The 15,575-nt window shown below is 55.9% G+C and carries 10 protein-coding genes; 4 read left to right on the top strand and 6 right to left on the bottom strand.

Translation table 11 applies throughout. The features are described from left to right. Positions 1-23: 23 nt before the first annotated feature. The 4 genes from ABEA92_RS26815 to pgl all read right to left on the bottom strand — a co-directional run bounded on the left by ABEA92_RS26815 (position 24) and on the right by pgl (position 6,170). Positions 24-3,107 carry a CRTAC1 family protein gene (locus ABEA92_RS26815; protein ID WP_345688120.1) on the bottom strand — a complete coding sequence of 1,028 codons (3,084 nt, stop codon included), beginning with the start codon at positions 3,105-3,107 and terminating at the stop codon, positions 24-26. A 145-nt stretch (positions 3,108-3,252) separates the two neighbouring features. Then, on the bottom strand, positions 3,253-3,432 hold the full coding sequence (locus ABEA92_RS26810; protein ID WP_345688118.1) for a hypothetical protein: 180 nt from the start codon (positions 3,430-3,432) through the stop codon (positions 3,253-3,255). Between the two features lie 147 nt (positions 3,433-3,579). Beyond that, on the bottom strand, positions 3,580-4,815 hold the full coding sequence (locus ABEA92_RS26805) for a DUF1559 family PulG-like putative transporter (RefSeq protein ID WP_345688116.1): 1,236 nt from the start codon (positions 4,813-4,815) through the stop codon (positions 3,580-3,582). Positions 4,816-5,450: 635 nt separating this feature from the next. Next, complete coding sequence (gene pgl / locus ABEA92_RS26800; RefSeq protein ID WP_345688114.1) at positions 5,451-6,170, bottom strand: 6-phosphogluconolactonase; 720 nt, start codon at positions 6,168-6,170, stop codon at positions 5,451-5,453. Positions 6,171-6,690: 520 nt separating this feature from the next. On the opposite strand from pgl, the gene ABEA92_RS26795 reads away from it, so the two are divergent. From ABEA92_RS26795 to ABEA92_RS26780, 4 genes are all read left to right on the top strand, one after another. Further along, positions 6,691-7,929, top strand: a complete 1,239-nt coding sequence (locus ABEA92_RS26795) for an efflux RND transporter periplasmic adaptor subunit (protein ID WP_345688112.1) — start codon at positions 6,691-6,693, stop codon at positions 7,927-7,929. A 165-nt stretch (positions 7,930-8,094) separates the two neighbouring features. Beyond that, positions 8,095-11,310: an efflux RND transporter permease subunit gene (locus ABEA92_RS26790; RefSeq protein WP_345688110.1), complete on the top strand. Its 3,216-nt coding sequence runs from the start codon at positions 8,095-8,097 to the stop codon at positions 11,308-11,310. 62 nt (positions 11,311-11,372) lie between these two features. After that, a complete protein-coding gene (locus ABEA92_RS26785; protein ID WP_345688108.1) occupies positions 11,373-12,380 on the top strand; it encodes an alpha/beta hydrolase fold domain-containing protein in 1,008 nt (335 codons plus the stop codon). Between the two features lie 105 nt (positions 12,381-12,485). After that, positions 12,486-13,451 carry an alpha/beta hydrolase family protein gene (locus ABEA92_RS26780; RefSeq protein ID WP_345688106.1) on the top strand — a complete coding sequence of 322 codons (966 nt, stop codon included), beginning with the start codon at positions 12,486-12,488 and terminating at the stop codon, positions 13,449-13,451. A gap of 35 nt (positions 13,452-13,486) precedes the next feature. Here the strand turns inward: ABEA92_RS26780 and ABEA92_RS26775 are convergent, their stop codons facing one another. Beyond that, positions 13,487-14,038 (bottom strand): ankyrin repeat domain-containing protein, encoded by a 552-nt coding sequence (locus tag ABEA92_RS26775; RefSeq protein WP_345688104.1) that lies wholly within the window; start codon positions 14,036-14,038, stop codon positions 13,487-13,489. A gap of 247 nt (positions 14,039-14,285) precedes the next feature. Further along, entirely contained in the window at positions 14,286-15,494 is a 1,209-nt protein-coding gene (locus tag ABEA92_RS26770) for a sialate O-acetylesterase (RefSeq protein WP_345688102.1), read from the bottom strand. Positions 15,495-15,575 lie beyond the last annotated feature (81 nt).

The raw sequence follows: 15,575 nt of genomic DNA, 5'->3' as shown, positions 1-15,575 counted from the left end.
CATGCAATCCATTGCCCATTAATCTACTCGCCTTCATCAACATCGGCGGGCTGTCCTTGCACAATCAGAACTCGCTGGTTGACCGCCAACGATGACAGACGGTCGCTTGTACCATCAGGCCACTCGACGGATAGTTGTTTGATCTGTTGGGAAGCCCCCAAGCCAAAGAATACAATCCGTTCATCGCTGCAACTATAGCCGTCGCCCGAATCGAGCCATTGTTTCAACGTGCCAAGCTCGGTTTGCAGCGTGATCACGGCGCCGATGGCGGTACGTTCACAATCAGTCCCAACCAGCTCGCACTGCAGCCAATTTCCCGAATTGGCCGTTTGGTTTTCGAGCAGTTCGGCCGGCTGGTCCAGGTGTGTCGCCAACAGATCGACTCGCCCATCCCGATTCCAATCGGTCCGAATCAACACGCGTCCAAGTGCGGGTGTATCGAAATAGTTCGTGGCATCTGTGGAGATCGCGGTGGCCGCTTGTAACTGAAATCGACCGCCACGCTTGGCAAACATTTGTGGCTTCATCTTGAACGGTGCATCACGAAACCTCAGATCTTCAATATGCCCATTCAACACCGCAAGATCGGCATTTCCATCGTTTTCAAAATCAATTGCCGTGGTCCCAAATCCTAAAACGGGCATCGAATCGTTGTACAGATTGACGGCGATCACCGAATCAACAAACGTGTTGTTCGTGCCTTGTTGATAGAAATGCACCGGTTCGTTGTAAAAATTGGTGACATGCAGGTCAAGGTGACCGTTGTGATCGAAATCGGCTGCGGCGATCCCCATCGAAGCGCCACTTCCGCCGCGACTTGAATAAGCGCATCCGCGTAGCTTGGCTACATCGTTCCAGCGATCGTGTTCGCTGACCCACAAATTGTTTGGACGTGTGTCGTTGGCGACAAAACATTCATTGCCCGCCGCCGAATCGAAATTGGCGATCACCACGCCTAGCCCCGGCGCGGCCGATGACTCCGATGTCATCGAAGTTGCGTCCCATGTTTGGTCCGACTTCTGAAATAGCATCCGATCAACCGCTGGCCGATAGGATTCAGGTCCGCGGAACACCGTGTAGCGACCGTGTTCATCCCGCTTGGGAACCTCGAATACCAAAGGATCATCTAAATAATTCACTTCCATCACATCGGGGACCGCGTCGCCATTCATATCCGCGATCGCCACCGCCGACGTCCATGTGTCGCTCTGCCAGACGCGTCCAGCGGCCGCTCGCTTGAAGGTCCCGTCGCCTTGATTTAGTAACACCGTGTTGCGACCAAAGTTGCACACGACCAAATCGTCAAAACCGTCTTGGTTCAGATCGCCGACGCCAACGCCCAACCCATAACCACGATCATCCACAGCGGCCGATTCAGTGACATCACAGAATCGCTCGTCGAGTTGCGAATACAGAACGTTCGGCCTCGCACCATTGGACTCCAAAGGTGTCCCCGCACTTTGGACAAAGTAGTAGTCGATGTGTCCGTTGCGGTCGTAATCCAACGCAGCGACGGCACCACCAAACTGTTCATAAATTTGCAGATCACGTTCCTTTCGCGGGTTCGCATTGTGATACTCAAACGACAATCCAATGTCCGAAGCACGACGGGTAAAACGAGGCGGGCTCGGTGGATGATCGTCGTCGTTTTCCGCCCAGCCCTTTGCCACTTCAAGTGACGTTATCGCGTCTTCGCTCAAGGAAGCAGATTCGCGGAGAATCGAGCGTCGAAGTGCTGCAGCATTGGGGTCCCGCGCGAATTGCCCCAGCACAAACGCATCGCTGGCAAACGCGTCGCCCGCATCCAACCTTTGCCGACGCTGTTGTCGTAGATCTGCAAGAATGTGGGGGTCTTTATTGGCGCGACGATATTGCTGAATCATTCGCCACGCGTTGGCTTCCAACGGACGCCCCAGCGTATCGAGAGTCGCAGCCATACGCTCTATCGCCTCGACATCACCCTCATTGACCGCATTGATTGCCAAAATCGACCGTTTGATCGCCAGCGAACGCAGCCGAAACGTCTGCTCGGCTTCGGATCGCCCCAACTGATTCATGCAGTTTTCTAATAATCCGAATGCGATCCAATCGGTTGGATCGCGAAGCACCGTTTCGCACAACAGTGCGGCGACCGTCTCAGCCGATACTTGCTGTTGCATCGCCAATCGAGCCAGTGCGTACCAATGATCGGCAAACTCGATTTGTGATTCGTCGACGAGCTTTCGCCAAAGGGAAGTCGCTTCGGCGTTGCCATGATCCAACGCCAATCGCCCCAATAGCGCGATCGCCGTCAGGTCAATACGGCGGGCCGCCGATGGCTCGGGTCCGCGTGTTGCGTTCTCGTCTGTGGCACGGCCCGCTGTGGTTGCGAGCGTCAAAACCTCGATCGCATCGTCGAATTCCCCTCGGGCTGCTAAATCCCGTGCTTTGCCCACCGGGCCCAACCACGCTTCGTCGAGCCGAACGTCGGCAGTGTTTTCGTCCGATGATGTGACGGTGATGGACGGGTCGGACCGCGAGATAAGCGACGCCAATTCGGCCTGAGTGATGTCACCGTGCAAACAGAGTGCGCGAAGATGTCGTGTGGCGAGCTGGCGTCGCCCCAGCCGGTTTAGTAGTGACGCCAAGTGACGATGGGCGATCGTGATCGTTGCGTCATGCTGGACGATGCGAGAATAACGTGCAATCGCCTCGTCATAGCGACCAAGTTTGACCAGCCAATCAGCCGACGTCCCCAGCGTCATCAATCCGTAGTTCGGATCATCCGCAGGGATGCTCGACAGAATCTCGATCGCTTCCGCCGTTTGCCCGGTGGCGTGTTCGATTCGTGCTAGCCACAGCAAGCCTTCGACATCGTCGGGATTGGCGACCAACAAATCAGTCAAGCAGCGTTCAGCCAGATCAAACTGGCCGCGGTCATACCACTGGGGAATCAACTGAAGCGTTCGCTGACGATTCTGGTCCGCTAGAGTGTCCGGCGGCGGGAGTTCTGCTGACTTGGGTGCCGGTGCCACCGCTGCGGACGAGGCCGGACGATGGACGCCGTCCGAATCGTCGGCCCGCAGTATCCTTTCCTCGGTGGTCGCAGACGACCGTGAGTCATCCAACCGATTGCAACCACACAACGGCCATACAAAAAGCCAAACGACCGCTCCCAAACGGAGAGCGGTCGCTGACGAGAAAGGACAACTAAGCCGTAGCCGTGATTCGCTAATCATTGCAAACCATGTCGTATTAAAACCAGCTGTGTGCTTATTGAGCTTGGTTCATTTTTGCGTATTCATCGGGGTGCTGTTCCGCCGCTTCGGCACTCACGTCTTGTGGTTCTTGTTCAGCAGGAGTTTCGACAACCGCCGAACCCGATCCGCCGCAACCGACCAAGCAAAATGGAGTTAACAGAAGCGCGAACATACAGAGTAAAAGAGTCTTCATGAGATTTCCTAGGGTGGGATAAAGTAGGTAAGAGTGAAAATGGGTGGGGAACGATAATCTCGACCGAATGATCGAGGAGTCGCTGGCGAATCTACGGTCGCCGAGGAAGGCAGCCGTAGGATCCGTCGTTTTACTGAGAAACCATCATTAGAACGGGTCCTCGATCACTTCACGATTGGCCCGCGTACCGAGTGCGCCCCAGACACCATACTTGCTGGCAGCACCAGCAACCGGAGGTCCTGAGCGTTGGTCACCAGCTTCGATCGAATCGGTAACGAATTTAACCGCACCATCGCCCATCAGCACATGAACGCCGCCCTGATGGCGACTGCTGGCGGAGATCGAACCGCCATTTTCGGCCCAGCGGTCGCCACAGTACTCGGAATTTGGCGGCGTGTTGGTCTGAAACGCGGTCAATGACACTCGGGCCCATGCCCAATTCATCCCGCGGTTTTCCGAGCTGTTGGCTCCATGAAATGAACTACCCGCATCGCCTGGGGCTGGTGTTGGACAATTCGTCCCGTCACACCAAAATCCAGGGCGTTTGGGATCAATGTGACCAGCGTCTTCACAAACTTTGACGTGGTTTCCGCTGCTGCTAAACGTCTTGGTGCGATTGACGCGAGTCCGTTTGTCGCTGTCGCCAAGGTCGGTGGTGATCTCGCCCATCATGATCGTATTGGCGAGTCCGTCCAAGACGTCACGGAATGCCATGTCGGTTCGGAACACGAACATGCCGCGTGCCCATTGTCGCTGCATTTGTTTACCACCCGAGGTGACGTCAAATGGACTTCCCCCTGAATTGCTCCAGCGAATCGGGTTCTGGTAGTGCCCTAACCAACCATCGCCGATGCAAACGGCATAGTTGGTGCGTCCCAGTGCGGGTAGCCCGCGTCCTGGATCGGATGGGCATCGCAGCGATGCAACGTCAGTCGCCCAGGGAATGTACTGGCTTCGGTTAGGACCGGGCCCCATCGCAGGCCAAGGATTGGTCGGCGTGCCGATTGAGGCCGATGTATTGCCGTCAACCCGTGACGGATTGGGGTTGCTGATCGATTCCCACAACGCTTGTTGTTCGATAAAGGGGGTCAACCCCACCAATGCACTGAGTGCGCCCGAGTTGTTAGTATCCCAGGTACTCCATGCATCATTCGCGTCCGCCTTCCAAGTTCCCGTGCAATGCTTGGGAAGTTGGTTGTACGCGGCATGGTAATTGTGAATCGCCAAGCCAATTTGCTTGAAATTGTTGCTACAGCTCATCCGCCGCGCTGCTTCACGCGCCGCCTGGACCGCAGGCAACAACAGCCCGACCAACACGCCGATGATGGCGATCACCACCAAGAGTTCAACCAGCGTGAACCCCTTTCTTTTCCTTAGCTGCATAACACCGTCCCGTCATCAAGTAAAGAATAATTGCGGCCCAGTAGGGATGGCCGACGGCTCTATAGAGTAATGGGACAGCGCGCTATAGTCAACTTATCCATCCGTGTCGCCGCCTAAAGGCTGCTGCACCCACATTGCGAGACTGCCGGGGGGTCAGGCCTCCTTTCTGCAACTGTGCTTTTAGCCCGTGTTTTGCCGAGCCAAATGCGTCTCGACGGGATCGGAAACGCATTTAGAAAATGCACAGAAACTATGCGCAATGACCATCCGTTCACTTGCCGATGCGCACATTTTTTCATTTTTTTTCCCGACTTCCTGCACTTGATGCGCCGGTGTGAGGCACTTGATACGCCCGCGTGAGCAAACCGAGCAGCACGGCATGACGATTCCCAGCGTGGTCCGCATCGGCTGCGTTCCACGCAAAGTGGGCGTTTCATCAAGGCATGCCAATGGCGCAGCTAGCCATGGCGGAAAATGCAAATCAATGAAACGGCGGTGGAGACAGACGCCGTGATTCGGGTCGTTCCACGATCGAATAAGACCGCACAACCAAGCGCGGCCTCGTTCGATCTCATGAATACTTAGTCGATCACCTGGGCGGCAAGGTTATGAACGAAACCTGTGCCCGACACGGCCTACAAGCTTGCGGCTGCGGCTTCGTCGACATAGAAAGTCAGATCGGCCGCCTCGACGTGAGAGGCGGGGAAATTGGCGAAATCCCCCTCTTTCTTGATCACTTGTGCCAACACCTCTGCCTTGTCGCCACCGGTGATGAGAAACGCGACCTTCTTTGCGCGGTTCAGCACAGGCCCCGTTAACGTGATTCGCTTTTGGGCCGATTCAGGGTGGATCGCGACTTCGCAAACCTGAGGCGATTTCAAAAATTGACTTTGATGGGGAAAAATCGAAGCGGTGTGACCATCGGTTCCCATTCCCAACAAAATCAGGTCGAACTGCGGAACGGCGTTCTCGTCGATATCGACATGTCCATAGATTTCATTCTCGTAGCGCAATCGCTCTTCATCGGGATCCGCTTCGCCAAGAACGCGGTGCACGTTTTCCGCCGGGATCTGCACCTTGTCCAAAAATAGCGTCTTTGCCACCCCATAGTTACTGTCGCTGTCATCGGGCGCGACACAGCGTTCGTCCCCCCAAAAGAAGTGAATGCGTGACCAATCAATCTTGTCGGCGTATTCCTTCCCCCAAATCTCAAACAGCATCTTGGGTGTGCTGCCACCCGAAAGTGCGATCGTGACCTTGTCTTGGGTTTGCGTTGCAAACCACGCGGCGAAATCGGCGGCGAAACCGGCAGCAACGCCAGCGGGATCCGCGAACTTTTTCGTTTCAGTACTCATGTTTTAAACTCGTGATTGATCGTTTTTGAAGGTTGATGGATTCGATGCTTTTGATGAATTGCCGCAGCGAGTGGACTTCGACACTTTGCAAGCGGCAAGCTATGCGAGATAGGCCGCTTGAACGGACTCGGCAATCCGTGTGGATATTCAGGGATGAAGCCGTGATATCGGGACTGTCATTAGACCAACTTTGCCCCGTCTGAGCAGGGGATCCGATAAACCAGTGGCGTTGATCTCGTTATTCGCGTCACGCCAATTACGCGTTTTGTCACCGGTTTGCCCATGTTCACCAGCGGGGTAGACCATCGAAGCGAGATAAGGGGATTCACCGCCGGCAGCGGTTATTGCAGCCAACACCGCAGTAGCAATCGAATTCAGCGGTAGCGATCTTCGCTTACGACGACTACAATAAGCCCTCCCCGCCGCCCCCTGCTTTCCCCAGTGATCCAGCCCGTTTTGTCATCCAGTTTCCGCCCGCGGTACTGGATCCCCTGCCCCTCACCTCGCTCGCTGGTCGATTATGACTGCCCGCTATCTCTTGTGGATGTTGCTGATCGCAACCGCGTCTTGCGGTTGCAACAGCAGAAATGAAGCCAAGGTCGAAGCTAAACCAAAGTCACTCGAGACGCTTGACGTCGAAGTGATCGAGGTGGAACTGTCTTCCTGGCCGCAAGTCGTTCGAAGTCAAGGCAGTTTGTATGCCGACGAGCAAACCGTTGTCGGTGCGAAAGTTGCCGGACGTGTCGCCCAGGTGCATGGTGATGTCGGCGACCTGCTGAAGTTCAATGATCCGCTAGTGACACTGGATCAAGAGGACTTTTTGTTACAAGTCGAACAGGCGGAGGCCCAACTATTGCAGGCCCGTTCGTCCGTTGGATTACTCGAAGGCGATCCTGTCGAGAAGCTTGATCCCACCAACGCGCCTCCGGTACGGCAGGAACGAGCGCTATGGCAAGAGTCCCAAAGCAGTCTCGAGCGAATCGCATCACTCCGCGATCAAAACGCGATATCGCAAGGTGAATACGATGTCGCCGCCGCCGAAGAGCGTGTTGCCGAAGCTCGCTATGCATCGGCAGTGAACGGAGTTCGCGAAAAGATAGCGTTGATTCAAGTACGACAAGTCGAATTGGCGGTTGCACGCGAACGATTGAAAGACGCCATCATTCGAGTTCCGATGGATGGCTTTGTACTGAACCGGCTCGTGGCGCCCGGAACGTTCGTGGCCGTTGGCCAACCGGTTGCAACGATCGTTCGCACGAACCCATTGCGGTTCCGCGGCAAGATCCCTGAACGCTATTCCCAATCGATCGCGGTCGGACAAAGTCTAAGCGTCAAAATCGAATCGGTCACCGAGCCTCGCGATGCAACGATCACTCGCGTCAGTCCGGCGCTTGACCAACAGAGTCGGGCGTTGACCTTTGAAGCGTTAATTGAAAATGAAAACCAAGTACTCCGTGCGGGGCTGTTCGCCCAAGCCGAGGTCGTTACGGATCCCGACGCCGTTGCGCTGGTAGTCCCGGAATCAGCGATCAGCGAATTTGCCGGTGCTACGAAAGCATGGAAAGTGGTCGACGTCGTGACACAGGAGCAAGAGGTGCGGATCGGCGAACGCCGTGGCAACGCGGTACAAGTCGTCCAGGGATTGTCCGCAGGCGACTTGATCCTGCGAGACGCCGAACAAGGAAGAGTGGGCAAAGTCAATTCCGCGATCGCTCCTCAGGCTTCCCTGCCGTCCGATGCACCGATTGCCGCGATGTAAACGACGAAATCGGATCGATTTGTAATTCGTCGCACAGCGCTACTCGAAGCAGACTCTCGAAGCGAAATCGTTTGGCCAGGAAGGGATGCTGATGACAGGTTGGAAACCGATCCAATAACGACAGGCTAGAAGCCTATCCCACGACTCACCAGGAATGTTTGATCTGTGTATTGGCTTGCTGAAGTTTGCGTTAAACGCCCCGTCTTTGCTTTGATGTTGATCACCGCGTTGGTCGTTGCGGGCGTGGTGGCGTTTCCTCAATTGGGTGTGGATCGGTTCCCGAATCTCGATCTGCCTCAAATTTTTATTCGCACCACCTACGTCGGCGCCGCGGCCGAAGAGGTGGAATCGGAGGTCAGTTCGATCTTGGAAGACGCGGTAGCGACCGTGGCCGGGATCGACGAACTGCGTTCCATCTCGGCGGATGGACGCTCGTTTGTGATCATTACGGTCCAGCTGGATCGTGACATTGATGCCGCGATCCAAGACGTTCGCGACGCGGTGGCCAGCGTGGTGAATCGATTGCCTCCGGGGATCGACCCTCCGATCATACAAAAACAGGACCTTGATTCGTCACCGATCATGACGTTGGCCGTCTCGGGCCCACGGTCGCCTCGCGAGTTGTTTGTGTTAGCCGACCGTTACGTCAAAAACGTGATCGAATCGTCGCGGGGGGTCGGACAAGTTCAAATCGCAGGTGCCGCCGACCGCGCGATCCAAGTGGAAATCGACGCTGACCGGTTGGCGGCCTACGGGATCTCGATCCTGCAAGTCCGCGACGCCTTGGCCCGACAAAACGCCGAAATACCGGGCGGCCGAATGGACGAGGGACAACGTGAGCGCTCGCTGAGAACGCTCGGGCGGATCTCTCAGTCCAGCGCGTTTTCGGATTTGGTGGTTGCTACCGTCGGTGACACGGCGATACGGCTTAGTGACCTCGGTCAAGCCAACGATGCAACCAAGGAAGTCCGTACACTAGCCCGCTTAAACGGCACTCCGGCGGTCGTGCTGCAGGTGCAACGGCAAAGTGGACAAAACACGGTTGCGGTGATCGATGGCATCAAGGAATTGTTGCCGCGATGCGACGCCTTGCTGCCCGACGATGTGCATGTCGAAGTCATTCAAGACCAATCACGTTACATCGTCGAGGCATTGCATGAAATTGAGCGACACCTTGTCTCTGGCAGCATATTGGCCTGTTTGACGGTCCTGTTGTTCATGCGGTCGTGGCGATCGACGATCATCGCATCGGTGGCGATCCCGGCATCGATCATTGCCACCTTTGCGTTTATGAAGTGGTTCGGATTTACGCTCAACAACGTCACCATGTTGGCGTTGGTATTGATGGTCGGAGTGGTGATTGACGATGCCATTGTGGTGCTCGAGAACGTATTCCACTGCATCGAAGAAAAGGGGATGGACCCGACCGAGGCGGCCGTCAAGGGAACCAAGGAAATCGGCTTGGCGGTGCTGGCGACGACCCTTTCGTTGGTGATTGTCTTTCTGCCGGTCTCGTTCCTTTCGAGTGTGACGGGGCGACTGCTGTTTGAATTCGGAGTGACGGCGACCGTTGCGATTTTGATTTCGATGCTGGTCAGTTTTTCGTTGACGCCGATGATGTGCAGCAAAATACTTCGCCCCGCTCCGAAGGATGGTTCGGCCAAAGGCGATGCGGCTCCCAAATCACGGCGAGGTCTGTATCTACTCGTGGAAAACGCCTACTTGTGGTTATTGGCGGTCGCACTGCGTTTTCGCTGGGCCGTGTTGGTCGTCGTCGTGCTTGTGATCGCGTCGAACATTCCGCTCAGCCAATGGGTTCGTCGTGATTACGTCCCGCTAAACGTGGACGAGTCTGAATTCGAAGTTCGTGCCGAAGCGCGGCCGGGAGCAAGTTTGACCGCGATGCGAGAAACGATCGATCGCGCCGAAGCAATCCTAAACAGCGTCGAAGGGGTCGAAACGGTACTGGCATCCGTCGGAACAGGCGGCTATGGCGATGTGAACCGCGCGCAAATCTATATTCGATTGATTGACAGTCAATATCGCACGTTTTCGATGGGCCGTTTGTGGCAGGGACTGCTGGCGGGCGATCCCGGAGCGGCGTTTCGCGGCAATTTTAGCCAGCGAGACAAGATGGGCGAGATTCGCAAAAAGCTGGGAAGCCTTGATGACGTGCGAGTGTCGGTCCGAAATTTGACGTCGTTACGCCAGGGAGCTCCGGTCGATATCGATTTCGCAATTACGGGTCCCGATGCCCAACAATTGCTCGAGTTCAGCGAAAAGCTGAGGAAAAAAGCGGAGACGATTCCGGGAATTGTGGACGTCTATTCGACGTTACAAATCGACAATCCTGAGCTATTGGCATCGATCGACCGCGAGCGTGCTGCCGCCTTGGGAGTCGAGGTGCGAGAGATCGCCGAAACTCTGCAAGTGGCGGTCGGTGGTGATGATCGCGTCTCACGCTATCTCGATCGATCTGCTGGTGACGCGTACGACGTCGAGTTGCGTTTGGTGGGGATGGACCGCAACGACGTTCCGTCGATTTCGCAACTGTATGTACGCACCAATCCAACTGCCCGCACCGATACGACGGATACGTCCACGGTCACGACCGAAGACGCGGGCGGACCGTCGCTAACTCGGATCGACAATGTGGTCAATTTCCAATTTAGCAAAGCGGCATCGCGAATCGATCGACTCAGCCGTTCACGCATGGTTTCCGTGCGAGCCAACATTGCCGCCGGCTACGCATTGGCGGACCGAACCGAAGCGATCCGCCAAGCCGCCCAAGAGATCGGAATGCCCACCGGGTTCAGCGGCCAAGCATTGGGTGGGGGGCGAGAACTCGAGCGGACCATCACCGATTTTGGATGGACGTTTCTGATGTCGTTTGTGTTCATGTACATCGTGTTGGCGGCCCAGTACGAAAACATGATCTACCCGCTGATCATCCTGCTATCGTTGCCGTTGGCAGTGCCGTTCGGATTGCTCAGTCTTTATTGGGGTGGCGAGACGCTAAACCTTTACTCGGCTCTCGGAATCCTGGTGTTATTTGGCGTGGTCAAAAAGGCTGCTATTTTGCAAGTCGATCATACCAATGCATTGCGATCCGAAGGGCTTGAACGTCACGAAGCAATCATGCGAGCGAATCGAGACCGGTTGCGTCCGATTCTGATGACGACGATGTCGTTCGTCGCGGGGTTGTTGCCGCTGCTGATCGCGACCGGGCCCGGTGCCGAGGAACGTCGATCGATCGCGGTATTGGCCGCAGGCGGACAGACACTCTCGCTCGTGCTGACCCTGATCGCCATTCCTGTGCTCTATACGTTCTTTGACGACCTCGCCGCACTTCCGAAACGACTCGCCAAAAAAGGGGGTTAACCCTCTCGTTTCTTGTTATGCTGTGAAGCATTCAAAGGCGGCAGCTACGAACCGCAGCTACGATGAAGAATGACTCACCGCGTTGCGATGATTGGCGGGTTGCATCCTCCCTTGTCAGCGACGAATCGGATCGTACATTTGCATCCTCGCTGCCGAGTCACTCACTAGGCGATCCAATGAGCCCCTCGCAATTTAAGACACTCACACTCGGAATCCTGGCCACCGTGTTGATGACTGGAAACCTCAACGGACAGAACACTGCCGAAGTGACGGTGCATCGCGACCTTGTGTTTGCCAATGTCGATGGCACGCCGCTGAAATTGGATCTCTACCTGCCGGCGGTCCAAGGCAACGCCCCGCTTGTGATTTGGATCCATGGAGGCGGATGGCGTGGGGGATCGAAACAAAAGCCACCAATCCGAAAAGTCACCGAACACGGCTATGCACTGGCGAGCATCAGCTATCGGTTCACAGACACCGCAATCTTTCCCGCTCAAATTCATGATTGCAAAGCCGCAGTCCGCTGGCTTCGTGCCAATGCCGATTCATTCGGGTACAACGCCGACTGGATCGCGGTTGCGGGCGGTTCGGCTGGCGGGTACTTGGCATTGATGCTTGGCGTCACCGATCAAATCGCAGAATTTAACGGCTCGCTCGGCGATCACCCTGAACAATCGTCGTCGGTCCAAGCCGTAATCGATTACTTTGGTCCTTCCGACTTTTTGTTGCGAGGCAAAACGCAACCCGAGCGAGCCTATACCGAGAAATCAGGCAGCTTCGCGTTACTCGGTGGACTTCGCGACGGTAAACTCACCCCCGAAATCGAGCGGCGTGCCAGTCCGGCGACCTATGTCACTGCCGATGATCCTCCGCTGCTCGTTTTTCACGGCACCGATGACGAGGTCGTTCGGTTGGATCAGAGCGAGCACATCGTGAAACTCTATTCCGAGCTCGGGTTATCCGCCAAGCTGGTCGTTGTCGAGTCCGCAGGCCACGGCGGCGTCCGCTTCTTTCGCGATCCACACTTCGCAACCTTGCTGAAATTCTTGGATCAACATCGGCCGCGATGACCCGCGACCACTTCGGCGGCGGCCCCTGTTTCCGCCCTCCTGCCGAACTTCCCCCATCCCCACGTCTTCCTGCCCCACGCTTCCCTTCCAATGGACGCCCCAAAAATGAGCCGCCACTATTACGCGATCTTGCTAGTCGTCGCTGCGATTGTTTTCGCCCCTGCTGTCAATGCTGGCGAGGTCAACGAGGTCCGTTACTTGAGTTCCGCGGACGATTCGCAGCAGCCTGCGATGTTCTACAACCCCAACGCAAGCGACGCGGTCCCACTAGTGGTTGCCTTGCACACATGGTCGGGTGACTACAAACAAGATAACCATAAAGACATCCAGCAGTGGTGCATCGACCACGGCTGGGCCTACATCCATCCTAATTTCCGCGGCCCGAATGTTCGTCCGCAAGCAACCGGATCCGAGCTGGTTGTCAAAGACATTGTCAGCGCGGTTGATTACGCGAAACAGGCAGCGAACATTGACCCAAACGCGATCTACCTCGTCGGCACATCGGGCGGAGGCTACACGTCGCTGGTGATGGCCGGCCGTCATCCTGAAATTTGGGCCGGCGTCTCGGCGTGGGTGCCCATCTCCGACCTGACCGCTTGGTACCAGCAGTGCAAACAAACCAATCGCAACTATTACAAGAACATCGCCGCGTCATGTGGCGGAGTACCAGGCAGCAGTCCCGAGGTGGATGAAGAATACCGAAAGAGATCTCCGCTCACTTATCTGGCAAACGCCAAAGACGTAAAACTTCATCTGCACGCGGGTATCCGCGACGGGCACGACGGCAGCGTCCCGATTAGCCATTCTCTATTGGCGTTCAACGAAGTCGCAGCCGCCGAAGATCGCTTGTCCGCGGACGAGATCGCCTACTTTGACAAAGAAATTGAAGTGCCCGAATCGCTGAACCAATCGCTTTCCGATCCAAGCTACGGAAGCAAGCAACCGCTTTTCCGCCGCACCTCCGGCAACGCCACCGTCACGATCTTTGACGGACGCCACGAATTGATCCCGACCGCCGCAATCGCGTGGATCGAGAGCGTGCACGAGAGTCGACGCGGCACTGCCAAGTAACTTCAAGTCGCCATCGTCGAGATAGCAACTGGCATTTAGAGACTCGAATCGGAAATCTCGGCTCCATGCTTTCGCAGCACCGCTGCGACCGATTTATTCCCGTTATCGACTGCCTCATCAAGCGGAGTTCGCTGTTTTTCGGTACGTCGATGGATATCAGCACCATGGGCAATCAAGATCTCAGCGGTTCGCTTGTACGCCTGCGGATCGCGTTTTCCTTGAGATGCACCTCCCATCGCGACGGCGTGAAGTGCTGTCGTCCCCACGATGGCATCTTGGTTGACATCGGCGCCGTTGCTGAGCAGCAGTTCGACTGATTCGGTGGCAGCGGCATCGGCCCCCCAGGCAAGCGGAGTCCGCCACCACTGCCCCGCAGCGTCGTTCACATCTGCACCGAGTTCGATCAGCCTTTGGCAAAGTTCCGTCGCATTGTGGTGTGCAGCCCAGTGCAGCGGCGTGGCGCCGCAAAGCTGTCCGGATCGATCTGTCCGCTGCGTTGCCAATGCCGGAGACGCATTGAGCATCGCCAATGCATCCTCGTGTCGGCTCGCACGAATCAGTTCAATCAGGGTGTCGACGTCCTGCATGTTATCTACTACGTCGTTTCAAGATAGTAAGTCGCGATCGGCGTTTGCCGCCTTAAATATTACTTGGAGTCGATGTCTCGATTGCTTCTTCTGACAACGAGCTGACGCAACCGGCAAAGGGTGTGTCAGCCTCCGCCGTGAAAACAATAGGATTGCTAACAGCAGTCGCGGATGATGTGGTGCCTGCGGGGCCGGCCAGCTTGTCTTTTATTAGCGTAGCCGAAACTGACACTAAACACCGTGAACCCTACGGTTCTTTGTTGGACATCTGCAGCATCGCATCGGCGAACGCATCCCCCATCATGGCGAACGTTTTCGCGCAGCCGAGGTAGTGATAGCCGGCGTTGGATGCGCCTCGTTTTCGCAATGCGACTTCCTCGGGACTGATCAGCTCGGCTTCAAATTTTTTCAAAAACTCGCGTTGCTCTTCTTCGCTCATCGAACCGTCTGCGTTGGCATGGTTCTTGTTTTTAGTTCGCAACAGGTAGCCCATCTGACGCACCGATTCGAATTTCTCTTGGATCGCCGCCAACGGTTCGTCCCAGAATGGCGACGTTGGCACTGCAGAGACGTTGCCGCGAAATTCGGGTAGCGAGGCGGGGGCGGCCATCGCTTCACGGAACATCAAATTGTCAGCGTTCGCTTGTTCACCGCCGACTCCCATCACACCAATCACGAACGGCATTTTTGGTGCGGTGAGGTCGCTGCGAACATCGCGAATGAAATCGGCCATCCATTCGCTGTACTTGGCAAAGCGATTCTCGGTACTGTCCGCTGGCAACCGTGGATAGACGTCGCGGTTGACCATGTCGTTGAACCCTTGGAACCAAACGAAACCCGCAATTTCGTAGCCTTGATTCTTATCGTACTCGGGGCAAACTCGACCGATGTCGCTGAGCACCTGTTTGACGTGCTGGATCATCAAGCGGTAATAGTGGCCTGATCCGCTCTCGGGATTGCGGTCTCGCGCGATGTCTTGTTCGGTTCGCGAATAGACTCCCGCGCTTGGCGGACGGTAATCATAGAACAACGACTTGCCGCCCCAAGCAGTCTTAATAATCAAGACCGGTTCGTCGTGGACCTCGTCCATCTTCAAACCAAATGTGAACTCGGGGCCGATCTTGCCTCCGTTTTCACTTGGGTTGGATCGCGATCCGTAACCCGCGGTAAGCTTGCCGTAGCCTTCGCCGTTGTTGTCGCCTCGCCCGGTCAGATAAGAGATCCATGCCCCTTCGCAGACACGCGGATTGCCGTCATCGTCTCGCATTTTTTCCAGTAGCGGCTTCGTCGCAGGATCGTCTCCGATGTAGTCAAACGTCTCGACCTTGGCGTGCCCTTCCATATTGGATTGCCCCGCCAAGATAAACACCTTGATCGGCGGCTTTGCCGGGTTTGCCGCCAGAGTCGGCGATACCGAAAGCAAACTGAACGCGGTAAACAAGAACAATTTTCTCATGGGAAGCTTTCGATGTAGGATAGGCATCTTGCCTGTCTTGCGGCGCAACGTTGATGTCCTTTCAACGGCGAGATTATTCCG

The organism is Novipirellula caenicola (assembly GCF_039545035.1).
Taxonomy (GTDB): Bacteria; Planctomycetota; Planctomycetia; order Pirellulales; family Pirellulaceae; genus Novipirellula; species Novipirellula caenicola.
This window is presented reverse-complemented; position numbering and strand designations above follow the sequence as displayed.

Bases quoted from the DNA above. Each gene is read 5' to 3' on its own strand.
- ABEA92_RS26810 (WP_345688118.1), bottom strand. From the start codon at position 3,432: ATGAAGACTCTTTTACTCTGTATGTTCGCGCTTCTGTTAACTCCATTT.
- ABEA92_RS26805 (WP_345688116.1), bottom strand. From the start codon at position 4,815: ATGCAGCTAAGGAAAAGAAAGGGGTTCACGCTGGTTGAACTCTTGGTG.
- pgl (WP_345688114.1), bottom strand. From the start codon at position 6,170: ATGAGTACTGAAACGAAAAAGTTCGCGGATCCCGCTGGCGTTGCTGCC.
- ABEA92_RS26795 (WP_345688112.1), top strand. From the start codon at position 6,691: ATGACTGCCCGCTATCTCTTGTGGATGTTGCTGATCGCAACCGCGTCT.
- ABEA92_RS26785 (WP_345688108.1), top strand. From the start codon at position 11,373: ATGAAGAATGACTCACCGCGTTGCGATGATTGGCGGGTTGCATCCTCC.
- ABEA92_RS26780 (WP_345688106.1), top strand. From the start codon at position 12,486: ATGAGCCGCCACTATTACGCGATCTTGCTAGTCGTCGCTGCGATTGTT.
- ABEA92_RS26775 (WP_345688104.1), bottom strand. From the start codon at position 14,038: ATGCAGGACGTCGACACCCTGATTGAACTGATTCGTGCGAGCCGACAC.
- ABEA92_RS26770 (WP_345688102.1), bottom strand. From the start codon at position 15,494: ATGAGAAAATTGTTCTTGTTTACCGCGTTCAGTTTGCTTTCGGTATCG.